This window comes from Mycobacterium fragae (assembly GCF_002102185.1).
In the GTDB taxonomy this organism is placed as follows: domain Bacteria; phylum Actinomycetota; class Actinomycetes; order Mycobacteriales; family Mycobacteriaceae; genus Mycobacterium; species Mycobacterium fragae.
On sequence record NZ_LQOW01000027.1, the window covers coordinates 75,989 to 96,601 of the forward strand.

The 20,613-nt window shown below is 67.2% G+C and carries 21 protein-coding genes and 1 pseudogene; 10 read left to right on the forward strand and 12 right to left on the reverse strand.

Going from position 1 to position 20,613, the window contains the following annotated elements; genetic code table 11:
- Positions 1-70: 70 nt before the first annotated feature.
- Complete coding sequence (locus tag AWC06_RS16620) at positions 71-871, reverse strand: crotonase/enoyl-CoA hydratase family protein (RefSeq protein WP_085199112.1); 801 nt, start codon at positions 869-871, stop codon at positions 71-73.
- A gap of 218 nt (positions 872-1,089) precedes the next feature.
- On the opposite strand from AWC06_RS16620, the gene AWC06_RS23815 reads away from it, so the two are divergent.
- Both AWC06_RS23815 and AWC06_RS16630 read left to right on the forward strand, forming a co-directional pair.
- Positions 1,090-1,221 carry a hypothetical protein gene (locus AWC06_RS23815; RefSeq protein WP_264033138.1) on the forward strand — a complete coding sequence of 44 codons (132 nt, stop codon included), beginning with the start codon at positions 1,090-1,092 and terminating at the stop codon, positions 1,219-1,221.
- A gap of 24 nt (positions 1,222-1,245) precedes the next feature.
- Entirely contained in the window at positions 1,246-1,863 is a 618-nt protein-coding gene (locus AWC06_RS16630; protein WP_085199114.1) for a TetR/AcrR family transcriptional regulator, read from the forward strand.
- Between the two features lie 16 nt (positions 1,864-1,879).
- Here AWC06_RS16630 and AWC06_RS16635 read toward each other — a convergent pair whose 3' ends face one another.
- On the reverse strand, positions 1,880-2,176 hold the full coding sequence (locus AWC06_RS16635) for a hypothetical protein (protein WP_085199115.1): 297 nt from the start codon (positions 2,174-2,176) through the stop codon (positions 1,880-1,882).
- Positions 2,173-3,663, reverse strand: a complete 1,491-nt coding sequence (locus tag AWC06_RS16640) for a class I adenylate-forming enzyme family protein (protein WP_085199116.1) — start codon at positions 3,661-3,663, stop codon at positions 2,173-2,175. The genes AWC06_RS16635 and AWC06_RS16640 overlap by 4 nt, the downstream gene beginning before the upstream one ends.
- Before the next feature lie 162 nt (positions 3,664-3,825).
- Here AWC06_RS16640 and AWC06_RS16645 point away from each other — a divergent pair, with 162 nt between their 5' ends.
- On the forward strand, positions 3,826-4,791 hold the full coding sequence (locus tag AWC06_RS16645; RefSeq protein WP_085199117.1) for an esterase family protein: 966 nt from the start codon (positions 3,826-3,828) through the stop codon (positions 4,789-4,791).
- 2 nt (positions 4,792-4,793) lie between these two features.
- Here the strand turns inward: AWC06_RS16645 and AWC06_RS16650 are convergent, their stop codons facing one another.
- Complete coding sequence (locus tag AWC06_RS16650) at positions 4,794-5,627, reverse strand: crotonase/enoyl-CoA hydratase family protein (RefSeq protein WP_264480154.1); 834 nt, start codon at positions 5,625-5,627, stop codon at positions 4,794-4,796.
- Positions 5,628-5,636: 9 nt separating this feature from the next.
- Here AWC06_RS16650 and AWC06_RS16655 point away from each other — a divergent pair, with 9 nt between their 5' ends.
- On the forward strand, positions 5,637-6,443 hold the full coding sequence (locus AWC06_RS16655) for a 1-acyl-sn-glycerol-3-phosphate acyltransferase (protein WP_085199118.1): 807 nt from the start codon (positions 5,637-5,639) through the stop codon (positions 6,441-6,443).
- On the opposite strand, the gene AWC06_RS16660 is transcribed toward AWC06_RS16655, so the two are convergent.
- From AWC06_RS16660 to AWC06_RS16675, 4 genes are read right to left on the reverse strand one after another with little or no spacing between them, the layout of a single operon-like run.
- Complete coding sequence (locus AWC06_RS16660; protein ID WP_085199119.1) at positions 6,440-7,858, reverse strand: WS/DGAT/MGAT family O-acyltransferase; 1,419 nt, start codon at positions 7,856-7,858, stop codon at positions 6,440-6,442. The genes AWC06_RS16655 and AWC06_RS16660 overlap by 4 nt on opposite strands.
- 55 nt (positions 7,859-7,913) lie before the next feature.
- Positions 7,914-9,107, reverse strand: coding sequence for an alpha/beta hydrolase (locus AWC06_RS16665; protein WP_085199120.1), 1,194 nt, complete (start codon positions 9,105-9,107; stop codon positions 7,914-7,916).
- 24 nt (positions 9,108-9,131) lie between these two features.
- Positions 9,132-9,572 (reverse strand): hypothetical protein, encoded by a 441-nt coding sequence (locus tag AWC06_RS16670; RefSeq protein ID WP_085199143.1) that lies wholly within the window; start codon positions 9,570-9,572, stop codon positions 9,132-9,134.
- Between the two features lie 52 nt (positions 9,573-9,624).
- Entirely contained in the window at positions 9,625-10,866 is a 1,242-nt protein-coding gene (locus AWC06_RS16675; protein ID WP_085199121.1) for a molybdopterin-dependent oxidoreductase, read from the reverse strand.
- A 58-nt stretch (positions 10,867-10,924) separates the two neighbouring features.
- Between AWC06_RS16675 and AWC06_RS16680 the strand changes: the two genes are divergently transcribed.
- From AWC06_RS16680 to AWC06_RS16690, 4 genes and pseudogenes are all read left to right on the forward strand, one after another.
- Positions 10,925-11,818: an alpha/beta hydrolase gene (locus tag AWC06_RS16680; RefSeq protein ID WP_085199122.1), complete on the forward strand. Its 894-nt coding sequence runs from the start codon at positions 10,925-10,927 to the stop codon at positions 11,816-11,818.
- Positions 11,819-11,821: 3 nt separating this feature from the next.
- On the forward strand, positions 11,822-12,934 hold the full coding sequence (locus tag AWC06_RS16685) for an acyl-CoA dehydrogenase family protein (protein WP_085199123.1): 1,113 nt from the start codon (positions 11,822-11,824) through the stop codon (positions 12,932-12,934).
- 9 nt (positions 12,935-12,943) lie between these two features.
- Positions 12,944-13,030, forward strand: a pseudogene (locus AWC06_RS24005) (hypothetical protein); the annotation flags it as partial.
- Positions 13,023-14,183 (forward strand): acyl-CoA dehydrogenase family protein, encoded by a 1,161-nt coding sequence (locus AWC06_RS16690; protein WP_085199124.1) that lies wholly within the window; start codon positions 13,023-13,025, stop codon positions 14,181-14,183. The pseudogene AWC06_RS24005 and the gene AWC06_RS16690, both read left to right, overlap by 8 nt.
- Before the next feature lie 16 nt (positions 14,184-14,199).
- On the opposite strand, the gene AWC06_RS16695 is transcribed toward AWC06_RS16690, so the two are convergent.
- Genes AWC06_RS16695 through AWC06_RS16705 form a run of 3 tightly spaced genes read right to left on the reverse strand, consistent with a single transcriptional unit; the run spans position 14,200 to position 17,682 of the window.
- Entirely contained in the window at positions 14,200-15,501 is a 1,302-nt protein-coding gene (locus tag AWC06_RS16695; RefSeq protein ID WP_085199125.1) for an amidohydrolase family protein, read from the reverse strand.
- Complete coding sequence (locus AWC06_RS16700; RefSeq protein WP_085199126.1) at positions 15,495-16,679, reverse strand: CoA transferase; 1,185 nt, start codon at positions 16,677-16,679, stop codon at positions 15,495-15,497. The genes AWC06_RS16695 and AWC06_RS16700 overlap by 7 nt, the downstream gene beginning before the upstream one ends.
- 19 nt (positions 16,680-16,698) lie before the next feature.
- Positions 16,699-17,682: a MaoC family dehydratase gene (locus AWC06_RS16705; protein WP_085199127.1), complete on the reverse strand. Its 984-nt coding sequence runs from the start codon at positions 17,680-17,682 to the stop codon at positions 16,699-16,701.
- 29 nt (positions 17,683-17,711) lie between these two features.
- Between AWC06_RS16705 and AWC06_RS16710 the strand changes: the two genes are divergently transcribed.
- Both AWC06_RS16710 and AWC06_RS16715 read left to right on the forward strand, forming a co-directional pair.
- Positions 17,712-18,869 carry an acyl-CoA dehydrogenase family protein gene (locus tag AWC06_RS16710; protein ID WP_085199128.1) on the forward strand — a complete coding sequence of 386 codons (1,158 nt, stop codon included), beginning with the start codon at positions 17,712-17,714 and terminating at the stop codon, positions 18,867-18,869.
- Between the two features lie 40 nt (positions 18,870-18,909).
- On the forward strand, positions 18,910-19,704 hold the full coding sequence (locus tag AWC06_RS16715) for an alpha/beta hydrolase (RefSeq protein WP_227371063.1): 795 nt from the start codon (positions 18,910-18,912) through the stop codon (positions 19,702-19,704).
- Here the strand turns inward: AWC06_RS16715 and AWC06_RS16720 are convergent.
- Positions 19,701-20,576, reverse strand: coding sequence for an enoyl-CoA hydratase/isomerase family protein (locus AWC06_RS16720; protein ID WP_372458118.1), 876 nt, complete (start codon positions 20,574-20,576; stop codon positions 19,701-19,703). The genes AWC06_RS16715 and AWC06_RS16720 overlap by 4 nt on opposite strands.
- Positions 20,577-20,613: the final 37 nt, after the last annotated feature.

Consider the following 20,613-nt stretch of genomic DNA (forward strand, 5'->3'; position numbering starts at 1 on the left):
GTGCCGAACGTGCACTGACGGCGAGAATTTCGCGATTTTTCCGCCATGGCTGCACGTTCGGCGCATTGCCCTAGCGACCTTCGAATCGGGCTTGACGACGCTCGACGAACGACTGCACACCCTCGGCGGCGTCGGCGGTACCGAACAAGGCGGCGACGTCGGGTCGCAGCCGTTCGATCGCGGCCGCGTCACCCTGCTCGCGGGCCAGGTGGGCCGACGCGAGCGTGGCCCGCACACCCAGCGGCGCCGCGCGCTCGGCGATCGTATTGGCGATCTCGCGAGCACGCGTCAGAGCGGCCGCGGCGTCGTCGGCCACCTCCTGCACCATTCCCATGCGATGGGCCTCTTCGGCGTCGAACTCGTCACCGGTGAGCAGCCACCGCATGGCGTTGCCCCATCCGGCCTCGCGCGGGAACCGCAGGGTCGCACCCCCGAATGGGTAGATACCGCGCTGGACCTCCAACTGCGCGAATCGGGTTCCCCTCGCCGCAAGCCGGATGTCGGCGGCCAGCAGCAGCTCGATGCCCAACGTCATACACCAGCCGTGCGCGACGGCCACCAGCGGCGTGGTCCAGGGCCCGTCCAGGCGCCATGGGTCCCGTCCGTCTGCCGGGGCGGGTAAGTCCCCGGACGCGATGTTGGGGCCGACGTCGACCAGATCGAGACCACCGGTGAAGTGGTCGCCGTGTGCGAACAGAACGCCGGCGCGCACCGAGGCATCGGACTCCAGTAGCCCGTAGGCGCGGGCCAGGTCGGCGAGCATCGCCTGGTTGAAGGCGTTGCGTTTATGCGGCCGGTTCAGGCCAATCAGCAGGACGTGCCCGTCGCGCTCCACGGTGACGGTTTCCAGATCGGGTAGCGCATTGCTCATGGGCCGAGTGAACCGCACCCCGCCGGAATATGCAATATTGCATAGGCCCGATATCATCGCTCGGCGGATTAAGGCGGCATAGCTGGTTCTTCCAGGGGATTATTATCCTCCGCATAAGACATTTGCCTAATAAATCCATCTGCTGTATGGTCTATTACATAATTCATGGGTCGGTGGACCCGGCGCATGAGGGCACTCGAAGAGCCCAGGAGAAGATCATGATGATCGTTGAGCTCAACATCGCCGGCCTCCGCTTCAGCCGGGAGATTCCCGACCTACGCCGCAAGCCGTTGCGTTCCGTGCGATTCAGTCCGCGTGCCATCCACTGGCGCCATTCGCACGCTGCCTGACGATCGGACTAGGGGGAGGTCACCATGTCACTGGCAACACGCGCGCGCGCAAAGCGCGGCGATACCCGGACCAAGATGCTGATCAGCGCCGCCGAGGTGATGCGTGAACGCGGCGCCGCCGGCGTGACCATCGACGAGGTGCTCAGCCGCAGCGGCGCGCCACGCGGCTCGGTGTACTACCACTTTCCCGATGGCCGCAATCAGATCCTGGCCGAAGCGCTCCAGTACGCGGGGGATGCCATCACCGCCGATATCGACGCCGCCGCCGGGCGAGGTGCGATGGTGCTGTTGCGGCAGTTCGTCGAATTCTGGGAGGGCGTGCTGGCGGAGAGCGATTTCAACGCCGGGTGCCCCGTCGTGGCCGCAGCGATCGGCTGCCCTGATGACGAAGTTCAGTTGACCGCCGAGGCCGGACGGATTTTCGCTCACTGGCGCGCAGCGCTGACTCGGGCCTTCGTCGCCGACGGCTTCGCCGAGTCGGACGCCGATTCGCTCGCGGTGATGGCGATCGCTTCCCTGGAGGGCGCCGTGGTCCTGTGCCGTTCGACACGTAGCACCGACCCGCTACACAAGGTCGACGATCAGCTCGAGTTCCTGATCAAGTCAAGGGAATTCGTCCGTCGCAACGGACTACCGAAGTAGCGCGAGTCCCCAGGGGTTAGTCGCTGGCCGGCAGCGGCTTGGCTTCCTTGAGGCTCAGCGCGGTCTGGCCGATCGTCAGCGTCCCGGCGCCCGCCTTGGTCACCAGCACCTCGGCGCCGGTCTCGTCCACGTAGCGTTTGCCCATCACGTTGCCGTCGGCGAACGCCGGATCCAGCTCACCGGAACGCTCGCCGCCCAACGGCACCATCGGCGCACCGCCGCAGCGCAAGTCGTCGAGGCTGTCGGCGCTGCGCACGACGATGACCTGGGTGTCGCACACTTGGCTGGCCATACGGGTTCCGTTCTTGATCATGGTTTCGATCCTAGAGTCGTAAGGCATTCAACGATTTCGCGGCGGAGCACCTTGCCGGTTGCATTGGTCGGCAGCTCGTCGCGAAAGACTACTCGGTCGGGGGTACGCGAACCTCGCAGGCTCTTGCGGACATACTCACGCAGTTCGTCGGGGTCCGGCTCGACGCCGGGGGTCGGCACCACCACCGCGACAATCGCCTGGCCCCACTGCGGGTCGTCGACGCCGACGACGGCGACATCGCGCACCCGGGGGTGCTCGATCAGCACGTCCTCCAGTTCGGCGGGCGCGATGTTCTCCCCGCCGCGGATGATGGTGTCGTCGCTGCGTCCTCCGATGAACAGATAGCCGTCCTCGTCGAGGGTGGCGATGTCTCTGGTGGGAAACCACCCGTCGGCGTCGAGCACCGAGCCGATCCCGCTGTATCGGCCCGAGACCTGGTCACCGCGCACGAACAACTCGCCGGTCTGCCCCGCAGGCAGCACTGCGCCGTTCTCGTCGCGGATCTGTACCTCGACGCCGGGCACCGGTTGACCCACCGAACCCAGCCGCTTCGCCACGGCGGCATCCGTTGCCGCCTGCGCCTGACGGTGGTCCTCCGGGGTGAGGACGGTGATCGTCGAGCTGGTCTCGGTCAGGCCGTAGGCGTTGACGAAACCCACGTTCGGCAACAGCTCCAGCGCCCTGCGCACCAGCGGCAAGCCCACTTTCGAGCCGCCGTAGGCGAGATTGCGCAGCGACGGCAGCTCGTGCTTGCCGCTTTCCAGCACGCTCACGATGCGGTCGAGCATGGTGGGCACCACCGTCGCGGTGGTGACGTGCTCGGCGTTGATCAGTCGCACCCATTCCTCGGCGTCGAAGTTGGGCAGATACACCATCTTTCGGCCGGCATACAGGTTGGACAGCGCCGCACCCACGCCGGCGATGTGATAGGGCGGCACGCAGATCAGGGCTGCATCGGTCGGTTCGGCAGATTCGAACTCCACCGTGCCGGTGACGTAGCTGGTTAGGTTATTGTGTGACAGCTCAACGGCTTTGGGCTGCGACGTGGTGCCAGAAGTGAACAGCACGATTGCGGTGGCGTCGGGGTCGGGAAACTCAGCGGCCGGTTCCGCGCTGCGGGCTTGGGCCAAGAATTCCTCGGAGTCCATTACCTGTCCGCCGACCATGTCCCGGTAGCGGCTGTCGGCGATCACCAGCGGTGTGGGCAGCCGGCGAATCAACGCTTGGATGCCTTCTGCGGAGAGCCGGTAGTTGATCGGGGTGAACGCCCGCTCGGCGCGTGCCGACGCGAAGATCAGCAGGGGCAGCATCACCCCGCCTGTGCCGACGTACACCACATGTTCGGCGTTCGATTTCGCGATGACGCCGGCGCCGCCGTCGGCGAGCTCGCTCAACTCCTGGGTGGTCAGCCGGGTGTCCCCAGAGACGACGGCCGTCCGGTCGGGATTGCTCGACGCGGCCATCTCGAGAAGTAACGAAATGCTCATCCTCGAACTTTCTTGGTGTCAACCCGTTACAAATGCGCCCGGAAGTGTCACGTTCAGTTGTAGTTTAGATCATCCAAATACCGGCCCACGGCGGCGTCGAGCAAGATACGCTTTTGACCTGCACGTCAGCATGGCCGCCACTCTGCAGGGTTGGGGGAACCGATGGCCCCGGTGCGCAGATTCGCCGTTGCAGCGATAACAGCCGCGGTATTGCCCGGCCTGCTGGCCACCTACGGCGGCGCAGCGCCGGTGAGCGCCTTCTCCGGCGTTCCCGTCGAGCAGCTCGCAATTCCGTCGCCGGCGATGGGCCGCGATATCCCCGTCGAGTTCGAAGGCGGCAGTCCGGGGTCGCACGCGCTGTACCTTCTGGACACCATGGAGGCGGCTGACGACGTCAACGGCTGGGACCGCAACACCGCGGCGTTCGATTGGTTCCACGGCTCCGGACTGTCGGTGGTCATGCCGGTCGGCGGCATGTCGAGCTTCTACAGCGACTGGTACCAACCGGCGGTCGGCAATGGTCAGACCTACACGTATAAGTGGGAAACCTTTTTGACCCAGGAGCTTCCGGCCTGGCTGTCGGCGAACAGAAGCGTCCCGGGGGACGGCAACGCCGTGGTGGGTGCATCGATGGGCGGTTCGTCGGCCCTGGACCTGGCCGGCTATCACCCGCAGGAATTCATCTACGCCGGATCGATGTCGGGCTTTCTCAATCTTTCTCAGGGCCAGTGGCCGGGCTTGGTGCACATCGCCATGCAGCACGACGGCGGCTTCGACTCCAATGCGATGTGGGGTCCGCCGTCCGACCCGGCCTGGGCGCGCCACGATCCGACCGTCAACGCCGCCAGGCTCGCCGCAAACAACACGCGGGTATGGGTTTACTGCGGCAACGGCACCTCGACACCTCTCGACGCCACCAACGCCAACGTGACCGGGCTGGGCGCGCTGGAGGGATTCGCCATCGACAGCAATCGCACTTTCCAAAACGCCTATGTCGGCGCCGGCGGCCACAACGGGGTCTTCAACTTCGAAAACGGCACCCACAACTGGGCGTACTGGGGTCAGCAGCTGCAGCAGATGAAGCCCGATCTACAGCGGGTGCTGGGCGCCAAGCCCACCACCGCCTGAAGTCAGGTCCCGGTCCAGCGCGGAGGCCGTTTCTCCGCGAACGCGATCGCGCCTTCTTTGGCGTCGTTTGACGCGAACACCGGCATCAAGATCTTCGTCTGCTCGGCGAACATAGTCTCCGGCCTCCAGCCGCGGGACTCGACGATGATCCGCTTGGTGGCGGCCACGGCGAGCGGACCGTTGGCGGTGATCTTCTCGGCCAACGCGATTGCCGCGTCCAGTGCCTTGCCCGGCTCGGCCAGCACGTTGACCAGCCCCAGGGCTTGCGCCCGTTCGGCGGGCAGGTTGTCTCCGGTCAGCGCGAGCTCCATCGCGATCGCATACGGGATGCGATGCGGCAACCGCAGCAATCCGCCACCGCCGGCGACCAGGCCCCGTTTGACTTCAGGAATACCGAACGCGGATTCTCTGGAAGCGACGATCAGGTCGGTGGCCAACGCCAGTTCGGTGCCACCGGCCAGCGCGTAGCCTTCAACGGCGGCGATCAGCGGCTTGGTCGGTGGACGTTCGGTGAAGCCCATGCCGCGGCCCTCCACGATGACGTTCTCGCCGCGAGCGAACGCCTTGAGATCCATGCCCGCGCAGAAGGAGCCACCCGCGCCGGTCAGGATCCCCACCGAAAGGCCGGCGTCGCCGTCGAGCCGATCCATGGCGTCGGCCAGGCCCTTGCTGACCGCGGCGTTGACCGCGTTCTTGGCGTTCGGCCTGTTGATGGTGATGATCAGGATCCGGTCTCGCTGTTCGACGAGAACTGGGGATCCGGTTTCTTCGCTCTCAGTGTTCACAGCGCGATCGTATCGGCCGGCCTGAACCCGGCATCGCCGCCCGGCTAGCATCACAGCCAAATGACTGCCACCGACGTCGAGCGAACCGAAACATCGAAGTGGGACCCCGGGCTCACCGAACGCGTGATCGGCTGGATCCGTCCACTGATCAAGGGCTATCACCGCGCGGAGGTGCGCGGGCTGGAGTCGTTCCCGCCGGGCGGCGCGCTGGTGGTGTCCAACCACTCCGGTGGGCTGTTCCCGATGGACGTTCCGGTCTTCGCGACAGGGTTCTACGAGAAATTCGGATATGACCGTCCGGTGTACACGCTGAGCCACGACGTCTTGTTCACCGGCCCGTTGGGCGACTTCTTCGTCCGCACGGGGTTCATCCGCGCCAATCACGAGAACGCCGACGAGGCCCTGCGGTCCGGCGGAGTGGTGGTGGTGTTCCCGGGTGGCGACTACGACGTCTACCGACCGACGCTGTCGGAGAACATCGTTGACTTCGACGGGCGCACCGGATACGTGCGCGCGGCGCTGAATGCCGGGGTGCCGATCGTGCCGGCGGTGGCCGTCGGCGGTCAGGAAAACCAGCTGTACCTGTCGCGCGGCACGTGGCTGGCCCACGCACTGCGGCTGGACAAGCTGATGCGCGTGAAGATCCTGCCGATCTCGGTGGGCTTTCCATTCGGGCTTTCCGCTGTGGTGCCGGTCAACGTGCCGCTGCCGACCAAGATCGTCATGCAGGTGCTCGATCCGATCGACGTGACCGCCGAGTTCGGCGAGGAACCCGACATCGACGCAGTCGACGCCCACGTCCGCCGAGTGATGCAACGGGCGCTCGACGAGTTGGCCAAAGAGCGCCGCCTCCCGGTAATCGGCTAGGCCTGTGCCATCGCGGTCTCGACGACCGTGAGCTTTTCGGAAAGGCCCGCGGCGCGGCGTATTTCGATGAAGTCTTCGATGATCGCCTCGGTCACTTCGTGGGGATCCTCGAGGGTGGCGCTGTCGGAGAGGACCGAGACGTTGAGCTGGTCCACGTAACTCCAGACCGTGATGTTCAGTCCGCTGCCCGCGGTCAACGGCCCCACCGAATAGATCTCGGTGACCAGCGCGCCGCCGACCCGCCCGTGTTCGCGCGGGCCGGGAACGTTGGAGACATTCAGGTTGAGCACCTTGTTCTGCCCGCCGCGGTTGGCCAGCCACCGAAACAGCGACTCCGTCGGCGCCGGCGGGAAGTAGGCCGCCCACCGGCTGACCAATTCGGGCCCCATCAGCTGATGGCTTTCCTTCGCGGAGACGGCGTTGTCATGGCTGAGCCGCACCCGCTCGAGTGGGTCATCGACGTCGACGGGCAGCGCCACCAGCATCCCGGTGAAGTAGTTCCCCGAAATCCGCTCCGGCGAGAAGTCGAAGCTCACCGGCACCGACGCCAGCAGCGGATGGTCGGCCTTGCCGTCGTGGCGTTGCAGCAATGTGCGCAGCGCGCCCGATGAGACGGACAGCACCATGTCGTTGATGGTCACCCCGAGCCGTTTGCTGGTCTCCTTGACATCCGCCAATGCCAGTGTGGCCGTGGCGAATCTGCGCTCCGGCGTGAGCATATGGTTCATGAACGTCGGCGGCGGCGTGAAGGGCCGAGTGAGCTCGGGTGAAAGCTTGCGCGTGCTGCGACGCACCCGGTTGACACCCTGTGCGGTGTAGCCGATGGTCCGGGGGATCCGCCCGATGTGGCGGACGTGATCAGCAAGCGCCGATCGCACCAACTCTCCGGTCGACGGGGCCGGGTCGGGTGTATAGGCGCGGCTGTCGCGTTGCGGCCCGGGCTGCAGGTCCATGCCGCGGGCCAGCAGGTTGGCGGCCGCGACCCCGTCTGCCAGAGCGTGGTGGATCTTGCCGACCACCGCGATCCGATGATTGGCCAGGCCCTCGACGAAATACATCTCCCACAGCGGGTGGCTGCGATCCAGTGGCGTGCTGGCGATCTCGCCGATCGCCTCGTCGAGCTCGCGGCGACCGCCGGGGGCGGGCAGCCGCCAGGGCCGGATGTGGTACGTCAAGTCGACGTCGCAGTTTTCCCGCCACATCGGGTGATGCATTTTGAGCGGGATGTCCACCAGCTGGTAGCAGAACGGTTCCAACTTGTACAGCCGGCTGTGGATGACCCTGCGAAACGCGTCGATGTCGAAGTCGCGGCGGTCGGGGTCCAACTCGATCACGGCGATCTTGAGGGTGTGCATGTGCACATTCGGTGTCTCGCTGTACAGCAGCACCGCGTCCCAGCCGCTCAGCCTTTTCACCTGTGTGCTCCCGCTTTTCGGACCCTCATGGGGGGACCATACAGTCGGCCGACGGCTAAATGACCTCTTTGGCCGCGATCACCCGGTTGCGGTGGACCTGGTTGAGGAACAGCCCGACCGCGGTGGCCATTGCGCCGGTGCGCGCCCCATCGGTCAGGTCGAAACCGTGACCGGCGCCCGGCAGCTCCATGTAGCTGACCACCGAATGAGAAACCGACCTCAACCGTTCAACGAAGCTGCGCGCCTGCTCGACCGGTATCACCCGGTCGTTGCTGCCGTGAATCACCAGGAACGGCGGGGCATCTCGATGCACCCGGGCGATCGGCGAGGCGTCACGGAACACCTCGGGGTGGCGGTCGATCCTGCGCTTGACCACCACGCGTTCGAGGAAGTCGACGAAACGGACCCGCTCGGCGGTCGAGCGGTCCTCCCAGTCGTAGCGGCCGTATATGCCGACCACGGCGTCCACCGCGGTGTCCGAGCCCGCCGGCAGCTCGGTCTGCATCCCCGGGTCGTTCCCGGTGAGCCCGGCCAGCGCGGATAGGTGCCCGCCCGCCGAAGCACCCGCTACCGCAACGAAATTGCGGTCGCCACCGAACTTGTCGACGTTGGCGCGTGCCCAAGCCACCGCGGTTTTGACGTCGGTTATGTGGGCCGGCCAGCGGTGGTGCGGCGCAACCCGGTACTGGATCGACAGGCACACCCAACCCAGTTCGGCCAGATGCGACATCAACGCATAGCCCTGCAGGGTGCGGCTGCCGTGCACCCAGGCGCCGCCCGGTACGAAGATCAGCACGGGCGCCGGTCGGACCGGCAGGTCCTTGCGACGCCACACGTCGAGCAGCTGGCACGGGTGTTCGCCGTAGCGGACCGAGCCGCGGTGCAGGAAACGGCGCTGCTGCAGCAGCTTCCACATCGGCGGCATCCGCTCGGGCGCCGGCCACTCGATGTCCAGGTCCTTGGCCGACACGATGCCGCGCAGCGCGGCGTCGGAGACGGCCCGGGTCTTGTCGCGCTCGGCCTTGCGGATCTCGGCGATGCCCGGAGTCAGCCAGGACTTCGCTGCGGCGGACACCAACTCCGGCAGGACCCGGCAGCCCCAGACACCCATCGCGGTGGCCCCGCCCAGCGGCTCGAGACGCCTGCCGACCACGGGCAACGACGCCGTCGCAACGCTCATTGCCAGCAGATAGTCGGACGGGCGGGCTCTCAGTAACCATCTCGCCCGGCTCGCCGGTCGCACCGTCATGGCGGGAGCGTACCTCGCGGGGTGTCACTCCAAACGCTGATCACCGCCGAGTCGCCGGAAGACACCTGCCGCCCGGATCAGGTAGACGACGGCGCTGACGCCGAACATTGCGGCGGTGAGCAGCAGCCATCTGCCCAGAAACGGCTGCTGAGTTTGGCCGGTCGCGGCCAGGTAGGTCCCCGCGCCCTGCCGGATGATGCCTGGCAGGAACACCAGCAGCGTCAGGCCGGATCCCAGCGCCGGTAGCCGGACGTAGTTGCGCGCCGAGACACCGGGCCAGCGCACAGGCCGGCCGCCCAGCAAGCGGTCGGCCAGCGCGTAGATCGGGAACAGCAGCAGGTCGTGGGCGATGACGGCTCCGGCGAACCAGACGGCGATCGACTGCCACCAGGTGTGTGGGTTCCACAGCGTGATCGGTTTGACGGTCGCCACGACGTAGCCGAACAACGCGAAACCCGCGGCCATGGTCACCAGGTGCAGCGGATGGGAGCCGTAGATTGCGCGCCAACGAGTCACGTCAGCCCGCCTCGAAGTCGATGGCGGCAACCCATTTGGTGTTGTGCACACCCGGCAGTGCCGGGACGATGACTCGTGCCGGGTATCCGTGGTCAAGCGACAGGTCGGCGCCGTTGACGCGCAGTGCCAGCAGTGCGTCGGGATCGGCGATCTGGTTGGCCTGCAAGGTTGCTCGCCCGAACGCGCCGCGACGCTGCAGCGACACCACCGTTGCCGCTCGCGGTGCGCGCACCCCGGCGAGCCGGGCCAAGTCGACCAGCCGCACCCCGCTCCACGTCTGAGTGGTCGACCAGCCTTCCACGCAGGCGATCGGCAACCGCGCGCTGTGCTGGCGCATGGCCGCCAACGCGGCACGGTCCAGCACCACTGTCGACGCGCCTGCGCGCAACGTCAGCCGCCATCGATCCCCGGTGTCTTGCGGATCGATGCCGGCGGCGACGGCGGTCTTGTTGACCTGGAAATCGCCGGAGCCGCGGCTACGGCCGCGAGGCAGCAACAACGCCGCGGGGCGAGTGAGCCCGCCGATGGTTTGGCCGGCGGTCAGCACGGTCATCAACAACACGCCTGCACCCACCAGCGCCAGCGCACCGCGTCTGCTCATCGTGGGTTCAGCCGGATCCGCGGCCACCAGACCGTCCGGGTCGGGCGGCTCTGGGCGAGTATCTGATGACTTGGTGCGCAACACATCTCGCAGTCGCAGCGTGCGCAGCCCAGTAACCATGCGCGGAATCTTGAGCACGACGTGCATGACGAAGCCGGTGATGAAGACCCAGGCCCCGAAGTAGTGGGCACTGTAGAAGCTGAACCCGAAAACGTAGTCGTACTGGATGTTGAGCACACCGGTGACGATCTCGAAGAGGATCCCGCCGACCAGTAGCAGCAACGATGCCCGCTCCAATAGTTGGGCCGGCGAGGAGGCCGGCGGCCACACGAACAGCCGCGGTATCACCGACCACAGCTTGGCGAGCACCACCGGGATGAGCACCAAACCCAGCCCGACGTGCACGCCCTGGGTCAGCCGGTACAGCCACGACGGCTCGGTGGGCCAGTCGAAGACAGGTAGCCGCAGCCAGCCGACGTCGGCGGGGATGGCCTGGCCCAGCTGCGGCCCGTACGCGATGTAGGACAGCAGGCCGGTGAGGATGACGATCGGCAGCGTCACCAACAGCACCGAGCCGAGCATCGACGTCAGCCAGGGGCCGCGTAGTGGGCTGCGCCACCGCAAACGCTTGCTATTACTCATCACATCAGTATTCGGAGCCAGCCGTCGACATGACGGGAACTCCCGCCATACTGGACCGATGTCGAGCGCCGATTTTCACCCCGACCTTCGCCGGATCGCGCGCGTCACCCCACGCACATTGGTCAGCCCGCGGACTTTGCCACTTATGCGGGCGGCACTGAACGTGTTTCGGCGCGGCAGCACCGACGGCGTCGAAGTGCTCACCCTCGATTCCGGCGCCGGTGTCCGCTTGTTCCGGCCGGAGGGTGTCGGCGAAACCACGCCCGCGCTGCTGTGGATTCACGGCGGCGGCTACGTGGTGGGCCGGGCGCGGCAAGACGACAAACTGTGCCGTCGCTTCAGCCGACGGTTGGGCGCCACGGTGGCGTCGGTCGAATACCGGCTGGCCCCCGAACATCCCTACCCGGCCGCGCTGGAGGACTGTTATTCGGCGTTGGCCTGGCTGGCCGGCTTGCCCACGGTGGATCCGGGGCGAGTGGCCATCGGCGGGGCCAGCGCCGGCGGCGGCCTGGCGGCGGCCTTGGCCTTGCTGGCCCGGGACCGCGGCGAGCTCACCCCGGCTGCGCAGCTGCTGGCTTACCCGATGCTCGACGACCGCAGCGCGACCGGTCCCAAGAATCCGAACTACCGGCTGTGGAGCCCGAACAGCAATCGTTTCGGCTGGACGGCTTATCTCGGCGATGCTGACCCGCAGGTCGCCGTCCCGGCACGCCGCGACGATCTCAGTGGCCTACCCCCGGCGTGGATCGGCGTCGGCACCAACGACCTGTTCCATGACGAGGACTTGGCCTACGCGGAGCGCCTCACCAAGGCCGGGGTGCCGTGCCAGGTCGAGGTCGTCCCCGGCGCTTTCCACGGGTTCGACCTGTTCATACCGAAAGCTCAAGTCTCACAGGACTTTTTCGCCAGCCAGTGCGCGTTTTTGGGCAAGGCGCTGGGAGCTGAGGACTGACGGGTGTCGTTTTCGGTTACCGACGAGCAGCGGGCACTGCGAAGCGCGGTCGCCGACTTGATGGCGAAACGCTCGACGGAGGCCGCCGTGCGAGCGTTGATGGCCACCGATACCGGGTTCGATCCGGCGGTGTGGCAGGAGTTGGCGGAGATGGGTCTGCTGGGGTTGCTGATCCCCGAGCAGCACGGCGGCGTCGGGGCCGGTCCGGTGGAGCTGGGCATCGTGATGGAAGAGATGGGGCGGGCGCTGCTGGTCGCACCGTATCTTTCCACTGCCGTGCTGGTGCCCGGTCTGCTGGCCGAAGCCGGCGACGCCGACGAATGCGCAACTGTGCTGCCCAGGATTGCGGCCGGTCACCTGATCGCGACGGTCGCGTTCGCCGAGGACGGCTCCGCCCGGGTGCCCGACTCGATCGCGACGTGCGCTGAGACCGTCGGTGGGGCTTGGCACGTCACCGGCGACAAGCGCTTCGTGCTGGACGCGCAATCGGCCGAACTGCTGTATGTGCTCGCCGGCACCGACGCCGGGCCGGCGGTGTTCGCCGTCGAGTCAGGTGCGCACGGGCTGGACGTGACGCCATCGACCACGGTGGATCAGACCCGCAAGCAGTGCCGCGTCCAATTCGTCGACACGCCGGCACGTCTGGTCGGGCGGCTGGGCGCCGGCGTGGAAGCCCTTGACGCGGCGCTGGATCGCGCGGCGGTGGCATTGGTCAGCGAGCAGGCCGGCGGTGCACGCCGCGCCGTGGAGATGGCCGCCGAGTACGCCAAGACCCGCTTCCAGTTCGGCCGGGCGATCGGCAGTTTTCAGGCCGTCAAGCACATGTGCGCCGACATGCTGCTGGAGGCCGAGTCGGCGGTGTCGGCGGCGCGCTATGTCGCCGAGTCGTTCGCGGCGCAGGCACCGTCGCGCCTCGCGGACCTTGCACTGGCACAGGCATATTGCTCGGACGCGTTCGTCTTCGTCGCCGCGACCAACATCCAGGTGCACGGCGGCATCGGGTTCACCTGGGAGCATCCGGCGCACCTGTATCTGCGGCGCGCCCGCACTGACGCCCAGCTGCTGGGCAGTTCCTCGTGGCACCGTGAGCGCTACCTTGAGCAGATCGGAGCGTGAGCCTTGACTCGCGCCGGCGACGATGCAGTGGGGGCACCCCCAGCCGCGCAGCGGCGAGGGGGACGCAGCGATGAGGAGGAGCGGCGCCATGACTGACGAGGAGCTGCGCAGAGAGGTCCGAGACTGGCTGGCCGCCAACTGGTCTCCGGGTGTCGATCGCGCGCAGTGGGCACACACGGTCGTCGACGCCGGGTGGGCGGTCCCGAGCTGGGAGCCCGAGTGGTACGGCTGCGGCTTGTCAGATTCCCAATCACGTCTTGTCGCTGAGGAATTCGCCGCAGTCGGTGCATCGGGCTGCGGTCACGACCGGGCGAACCTGTTCGCCTGCACCCTGCACGACTGTGGTACCGACGAGCAGAGGCGGCGGCTGATCCCTCCGTCGATTCGCGGCGAAAGCAAATGGTGCCTGCTCTACAGCGAGCCCGGCGCGGGGTCGGACCTGGCGGGCCTGCGCACCCGCGCCGACCGCGACGGCGACGAATGGGTGATCAACGGGCAAAAGGTATGGACGTCATTCGCCAGGACCGCCGATTACGGGATGCTGCTGGCCCGCACCGACTGGGATGTGCCCAAGCACAACGGCATCAGCTTCTTCATGTTCCCGATGCGCCAGCCCGGTGTGGAGATCCGTCCGATCCACCAGATCACCGGCGAATCGGAGTTCAACGAGGTATTCATCGAGAATGCCCGGGTGCCGGCCGACAACATGGTCGGCGAGCCGGGAGCCGGCTGGTCGGTGCTGCAGGTCGCGCTCGGCTATGAACGCCGGTTCATGGGCGATCTCGCCCGCACCACCAAAGACGTCAAGCGGCCCAGACCCGAGCAGCAGAATCACCTGGTGGAGCTGGCTCGGGAGGCGGGCCGGCTCGACGATGCTCATCTCCGTCAGCAGATCGCTTGGATCGACGCCCTGGCCACCGTCAACCGTTGGAACAGGCAGCGATCCAAGGCCGCCACCGACCGCGCCGAGGCGGCGACGCTGATGGCGCTGGGCAAGATCGCGATGTCGCGGATTCTGCACGAGACGGCCCGCGTCGAGACCGAGATCGTCGGCGCCGAGGCCATGTTGGCCGGCCCGGAGAATCCCCGCGGTGAGGAGGTGACGTTCCGGACAATGAACGCCTACTTCACGTCGATCGGCGGCGGAACCGATCAGATTCAGCGCAACATCATCGGCGAGCGTATGCTGGGCCTACCGAAAGAGCCTGACCCGTACCGCAATACACCGTTCCGCGAGCTACCGCACTGACGTTTTGGCCCGGTGCTCAACCGGCGACGTACACGATCTTGCCGCCGATGATCGTAGCAGCGACCATGTCCACGTCCAGCTCGGCCAGCGCCGCCGCGGGCGGCAGCCTGAGCACACACAGATCCGCCGGCTCTCCCGGCGCCACAGCGCGCAGTCGCGTGGGTTCATCAGGACAGCCGAAGAACATCGTCAAAGCCGTTCGCGCCGAGATGCGTTCGTCAGCGCCCAGCACGGCACCACTCGGCGTGGTGCGATGCACGGCCGCGCGCATCGACGCCCATGGGTCAGCATCGCCGAAGGGCATATCCGTGGACAACACCACCGCCACACCGGCCCGGAGCAACGACGCCACGCGCCATAGCTGGTCGTGCTCGGTCGTGGGAACCTCGTCGAGGTACTGATCGCCACGCTCGGCGACGAAGTTTGGCTGGGTTACCACGGTTACGGCGAGCGTGGCGAGGTCGCCTACGGAGTCTTGCGGGACGACGGCGGCATGCTCGATCCGGTCGCGCGGGTGCGTGCCGGCTTGTCGCAGCGCTGCGATGGCGACGATCAGCTGGGCGGCAGTTACGCAGTGAATGGCGACCGGGCCGCCGCTGTGATGTCGAAGGGCGATCCATCCGGCGAGCTCGTCGAGATCGAGGGCGTCGTCGTGCAGGATGCGTTTGCCGGGGGCCAGAAAATGCATGCGTTGGCGCAGTTCATCCTTGCGGTGCAGCTCGGTCAATCGCACGATGTCGGTGGCGCCGATATCCGGTGTGGCGTCGGTGATTCCGGTGACGCCGTAACGACTCAACCGATTGCTCAGTTCGGCCAGGCCGGTTTCGCGGCGGGTCAGCGCATCCGACCACGAGTCGGTGCTGCGCAGCCGGCCGTCCGAATGCTCCGGTAAACCGATGGCGGCCAGGCCCGCCGAGTTGAGGATCCACAGCACGCCGCTGCGATGCTGCACCCGCACCGGCACCGACGGAATCATCGAGTCCAGCAGTGCGCGGTCCAGCGGCCCGGCGACCGAATCGTGGTATCCGACGGCGCGTATCCAGCCGTCGTCGCCGGGCCTGCTGTTCGCCAACATGTTGGCCAGCGCTTCGCGGTCGCGGACCTGGGGCGGACCGACCTGAACCGAAGTCGCGGCGGCCGCCGCTGCGTACAAGTGGACGTGGTGATCGTGCAGGCCGGGCAGCACGGTTCCGCCCGCCGCGTCGAACACCTCCTCGCCGGCCCGCGGCGCCAAGTTGTCGGCCACTTCGTCGATCCGCTCACCCACCCGCAGGTCGACCATCGCGCCGTCCAACGTGGTGGCTCGCCGAATCAGCATGATTCACATAGTCTTTCGGACACGATGTGGCGCACCGCGATGTTGTCGGCACCCAGCGGTGATGCCGACGGGTTGAGCGGCGGCGCCTGGGGGCGGGCGACTGGCGCGTCGCCAGCCGAAGGTGCCGTCGGCAGCGCCGCGTACTGCGCGGCGACCTGCGCCATCGACACCTCGATCACCTCGCCCCCGCCGCGGCGCAGCGACTCCCCGAGTGCTCGCGCCGCCGCCAGCCCGCTGAGCGGGTCGGCGATCGCATCGCCGCAGAACACCGGTCCCTCGGCATCGGCGCCGACCAGTCCCCCGGCCACCGCGGCGTCGTCGCCGAACGCCGGCCGGTCCGGCTGACCGGCATAACCGCTGACGCGTAACCAGACTCGACCCCGCCGGGCCGGAATGTCGTCAGCGCTGAGCCCGCGGCGGCGCAGCGCTGCGGGCCGGGACCCCTCAATGACGACGTCGGCGGCCGCCAGCAGCTGCCGCAGCGCCTCGATGTCGTCATCGAAATCGATTGCATAGGAGAGCTTTCCGAAGTTCATCCAATCGTAGAAGGCCGGCTCGCCGGCACGGGTCCCGTCCGGCCGCGACGGACTTTCCACCTTGACGACGACCGCCCCCGCCCGGGCGAGCAACTGCGCGCTCAGCGGCCCGGCCCACAGTGACGACAGATCGGCGACCAACAGCCCGTCGACCGGCCGTGGCTCGGCACTGCTGCCGGCGCGCTCCACCGCCGGCGGGGCGGCGCTGACTTCGCCGAGCCCCGCTGCAGCGATATCCAGCAAGCGGGTGCGGTCGAGAACGGCGTCAGTCGAACGTGTTGCGGCCCAAGAGGATAGCGCCGACCACGCGTCGGCGGGAACGTCGTCGGTCTCCAGCAGCGCGGGTAGCGCAGCGATGTCGTCGGCGCGGGGCAGCGCGACGGCGCACCAGCCGTCGGCGGTGGGCAACAGCCAGGTGGCGCCCCCCGCCGAAACGTGGCCGCGGCGGGTCAGGCCGAGGATCGCGGCACGGCCCGCCAATACCGTTGCGGCGTCGACGTCGACACCGATGAGCCGGGCGATGTCGGCGCACACCCGACGTGCTTCGGCCAGCACGGCGGCGCGGGAGAAGTCCGGCTGGGCGTCGGGCAGGCCGGTCAAATAGGCCAGCCCGCTATCGGCCCAGTCCGCCGCCGCGTCCACGCCCCCATTGTGCGCGACGCTAAAACTGAAGTGCGGTAAACCGCCAGTCCAGGACCTGTCTCACGGTGTCTGAGTCTGAGGCGGCGTAGACCAGCGATCGCAAGCCCAGCACTCCGCCGTTGGCGGCCGGCTCGGCGGATTCGATGTGCAACTCGCTGTAGAGGGTGTCGCCCTCGTACACCGGAGCGGTGTGATCGCAGGACTGCCAGCCCAGCACCGTCGCCAAATTGGGCAGCAACCGGCTGGCTTGGGCCAGCGCCAGGCCGATGGTATGACCGCCGTACACCAACCGCTGGCCGCTAACGCGTGAATCATGGTGTACCGCAGCGATATTCAGCGTCAGGCGAGCCAATTCGGGTGCATTGCTGACCACATCGGCGCTGCTGTGCAGTACCGCGCCCGCCATTTCGGTGTGGAAATGCGGTCCTGGGATGCGCTGGCGGAAAACGTCGCCGTCCCAATCGTCGACGGGTGACGGCGGTGCAGCCAGATCGGCGCCGACCTTCGACAGGTCATCGGCGTGCTCCGCGGCGTTGGGACCGGCGTCCGCGCTCAGTGGCAACATGGCGCAGCGATAGAAGTCGAGCACCAACCGATCGGCCTGGTCGATGGTCGTCATTCGCAACGCCACCAGACCGGTGGGCGCCCGATCGGGCTTGACCGAATTCTTCTTCAGGCCCACGACCTCGGTGCGGGTGAACAGGGTGTCGCCGATCGCGGGGAAGCGATAGAACGCCAGCCCACGGTAGAACAGGTTGGCCTTGACATGCTGGGTCACCAGCGTCGACTGGCCGATCGCGACGTCACAGACCAACCCCGGGTGGGCCAGCGGCGCAGTCGAGCCTGTCACCGCCAATGACAGTTCGGCATCGAGCGGCAACCGCAGCCGGTCGCCCAGGATGCTCTGGTGCACGGCAGCCAGCCCGGGCGTCAACGTCATCGAGGGCGCGCCGGCGAAGACCTGGCCGACATGCAGGTCGTCGAAGTATGGGCCGCCGGTCATCCGGTTTGCCGCCGTGTCAGCATGGCGGTATGGGTCTCAACGACGAAGAGGCGATGCTGGTCGAGACGGTGCGCGACTTCGTCGACAAAGAAGTCAAGCCGACGGTGCGCGAACGTGAACATGCCAACGAGTATCCCGAAGCGTGGATCGAGCAGATGAAGCGCATCGGCATCTACGGGCTGGCGATTGCGGAGGAATACGGCGGCACCCCAGTGTCGATGCCGTGCTACGTGCTGGTCACCCAGGAATTGGCGCGCGGCTGGATGAGCCTTGCCGGCGCGATGGGTGGACATACCGTCGTGGCCAAGCTGCTGGGTCTGTTCGGCACCGAGGAACAGAAGCGGCGCTATCTGCCGCCGATGGCCACCGGTGAGCTGCGGGCGACGATGGCGCTCACCGAGCCGGGCGGCGGCAGTGATCTGCAGAACATGTCGACCACCGCGCTGCCCGAGGGCCCCGATTCCCGGGAGCTCGTGATCAACGGCACCAAGACCTGGATCAGCAATGCCCGACGCTCCGGTCTGATCGCGCTGCTGTGCAAGACCAACCCGAGCGCCGAGCCTCGGCACAAGGGCATCTCGGTGCTGCTGGTCGAGCACGGTGCGGGGCTGACTGTGTCACGCGACCTGCCCAAGCTGGGCTATAAGGGTGTGGAGAGTTGCGAGCTCTCGTTCGACAACTTCCGGGTACCGGCGTCGGCGATCCTGGGCGGCGCACCGGGCGAGGGTTTCGCGCAGATGATGAAAGGCCTTGAGACCGGCCGCATTCAGGTCGCGTCACGCGCATTGGGCGTGGCGACGGCCGCGCTCGACGATGCGTTGGCGTATGCGCAGCAGCGCGAGAGCTTCGGGCAGCCGATCTGGAAGCACCAGGCCGTCGGCAACTACCTGGCCGACATGGCGACCAAGCTCACCGCCGCTCGCCAGCTCACGCGCTACGCGGCCGAACGCTACGACAGCGGTGAGCGCTGCGATATGGAGGCCGGCATGGCCAAACTGTTCGCCTCCGAGGTGGCCATGGAGATCGCGTTGAACGCCGTGCGCATCCACGGCGGCTATGGCTACTCCACCGAGTACGACGTCGAGCGATACTTCCGCGACGCGCCGTTGATGATCGTCGGCGAAGGCACCAACGAAATCCAGCGCAACGTGATCGCCGGGCAACTGGTCGCCCGCGGCGGCATCTAGTGCCGAGTGGCCACTTATGTCACGGTTTTTCGGGGATCGCGTGCTTCAACTGGCCACTCGGCGGGCTGGGTTGACGTCGCTGCAACGGCGGTTGATCTATTTCCCGTCGCCGGGGCCGGTGCCGCCTGCGGCTGCCTTCTTGCCCGGCGCCGAGGACGTTGTGCTGCACACCGAGGACGGGCTAGCGCTGGGAGCGTGGTTCTTGCCTGGCCCGGCCGGTGGTCCGGCGGTGTTGGTGTGCAACGGCAACGGGGGTGACCGCACGCTGCGCGCACCACTGGCCGCCGCTCTGTCCAGCATCGGCCTGTCGGTACTGCTGTTCGACTACCGCGGCTACGCCGGCAATCCCGGTAGTCCGTCGGAAGATGGCCTGGCCGCCGATGCACGTGCCGCACGGGCATTCCTGGCCGCTCAACCCGGGGTGGATCCCGATCGGATCGTCTATTTCGGTGAGTCACTGGGCGCGGCAGTGGTGATTCGGTTGGCGCTCGAGTTTCCGCCCGCTGCAATGGTGTTGCGCTCGCCGTTCACGTCGCTGACCGATGTCGGGCGGTTGCTCTTCCCGTGGCTACCGGTCGCTGCGGTGCTGACCGACCAGTATCCGTCTATCAGGCGAATCGGCCGGCTGGCTGCGCCGCTGTTGGTGATTGCCGGCGACCGCGACGGCTTGGTTCCGGCGAAACTGAGCCGACGGCTGTATGACGCGGCCCGCGAACCAAAGCGATTCCTGCTGGTGCCGGGAGCGGACCACAACAGCCTGGACCTGCTCGATGGCCTCGTGATGATCGACGCGATCACGCGATTCCTCGGCGAGCATGGAGTGCTTACGGGTTAGCCGACCGCGTCCACCAGGCCCCAGGCCAGCGCCCTTGCCGGATCGATAGTCTGACCACTGATCACCAAATACGCTGTGCGCCAACGGCCTATTCGCCGCGTCACGCTCACGGTCCCACCCGCCCCGGGAATCAGTCCCAGGCTCAGCTCTGGCAGTCCGAACACCGAGTCCGGCTGAGCCACAACGCGTCCGCAAAACGCCGCCATCTCCAAGCCGCTGCCCAGCACCTGCCCGTGCACCTCGGCGCGACAGGCCGGGCCCAGCCGGGCGGTCAGCGCATCGAGCACCAACGCGGGGCTGTGCCGGGTGCGGGCGAGGTGCGCGCTGGCCGGGTCGCTGAGCGTGCCGAATTCGGCGAGGTCGCCGCCACTGCAGAAGGACGGCCCGTTACCGGACAGCACGACCTCGTCGACCGAAGTGTCCAGCTCCGCAACCGCCAACGCCTCCAGCAAGGCCGCGCGCGCATCGTTGGAAAATGCGTTATGCCTCGACGGCCGATTGAACTTGATGTGCAAGGAATTTCCCTCGCGCTCCACCTGCACCGGGTCGGCGATGACGGGCATGCGGACGGGGCCGCGTTCGGCGAGCCAGCGGGCGAATTCCGGGCCGGCCTGCAGCGTGGAGTAGGCCAGCGACTCGGTCACGACGCCGGCCAGCGTCGGACCAGCGGGATCAATCGAGCGCAGCACGTCATCGCAAACGGCGCTGGCCTGCGGCCACCGGTCGACACGAGCGGCGAGCTCGGCGATCGCGGAGCCGATCGACGCGACGGTGATCGCGCGACGGTCGTCGGTGTCGGCCTCGGTCAGGGTGAATGTCGCGTTCTCTAACCAGAATTCGGCCGCATGGGCAAGGGGTCCAACGGCGATCACCGGAGTGGCGTACGGCGCGGTGTCGGCGTCGGAGGGC

What these genes read in the sequence shown, in the direction of transcription:
- AWC06_RS16645 (WP_085199117.1), top strand. Translation starts at nt 3,826, where the DNA reads ATGGCCCCGGTGCGCAGATTCGCCGTTGCAGCGATAACAGCCGCGGTA.
- AWC06_RS16675 (WP_085199121.1), bottom strand. Translation starts at nt 10,866, where the DNA reads ATGAGTAATAGCAAGCGTTTGCGGTGGCGCAGCCCACTACGCGGCCCC.
- AWC06_RS16650 (WP_264480154.1), bottom strand. Translation starts at nt 5,627, where the DNA reads ATGCTAGCCGGGCGGCGATGCCGGGTTCAGGCCGGCCGATACGATCGC.
- AWC06_RS16665 (WP_085199120.1), bottom strand. Translation starts at nt 9,107, where the DNA reads ATGACGGTGCGACCGGCGAGCCGGGCGAGATGGTTACTGAGAGCCCGC.
- AWC06_RS16635 (WP_085199115.1), bottom strand. Translation starts at nt 2,176, where the DNA reads ATGATCAAGAACGGAACCCGTATGGCCAGCCAAGTGTGCGACACCCAG.
- AWC06_RS16670 (WP_085199143.1), bottom strand. Translation starts at nt 9,572, where the DNA reads ATGGCCGCGGGTTTCGCGTTGTTCGGCTACGTCGTGGCGACCGTCAAA.
- AWC06_RS16710 (WP_085199128.1), top strand. Translation starts at nt 17,712, where the DNA reads ATGGGTCTCAACGACGAAGAGGCGATGCTGGTCGAGACGGTGCGCGAC.
- AWC06_RS16620 (WP_085199112.1), bottom strand. Translation starts at nt 871, where the DNA reads ATGAGCAATGCGCTACCCGATCTGGAAACCGTCACCGTGGAGCGCGAC.
- AWC06_RS16690 (WP_085199124.1), top strand. Translation starts at nt 13,023, where the DNA reads ATGACTGACGAGGAGCTGCGCAGAGAGGTCCGAGACTGGCTGGCCGCC.
- AWC06_RS23815 (WP_264033138.1), top strand. Translation starts at nt 1,090, where the DNA reads ATGATGATCGTTGAGCTCAACATCGCCGGCCTCCGCTTCAGCCGGGAG.
- AWC06_RS16630 (WP_085199114.1), top strand. Translation starts at nt 1,246, where the DNA reads ATGTCACTGGCAACACGCGCGCGCGCAAAGCGCGGCGATACCCGGACC.
- AWC06_RS16655 (WP_085199118.1), top strand. Translation starts at nt 5,637, where the DNA reads ATGACTGCCACCGACGTCGAGCGAACCGAAACATCGAAGTGGGACCCC.
- AWC06_RS16680 (WP_085199122.1), top strand. Translation starts at nt 10,925, where the DNA reads ATGTCGAGCGCCGATTTTCACCCCGACCTTCGCCGGATCGCGCGCGTC.
- AWC06_RS16640 (WP_085199116.1), bottom strand. Translation starts at nt 3,663, where the DNA reads ATGAGCATTTCGTTACTTCTCGAGATGGCCGCGTCGAGCAATCCCGAC.
- AWC06_RS16695 (WP_085199125.1), bottom strand. Translation starts at nt 15,501, where the DNA reads ATGCTGATTCGGCGAGCCACCACGTTGGACGGCGCGATGGTCGACCTG.
- AWC06_RS16705 (WP_085199127.1), bottom strand. Translation starts at nt 17,682, where the DNA reads ATGACCGGCGGCCCATACTTCGACGACCTGCATGTCGGCCAGGTCTTC.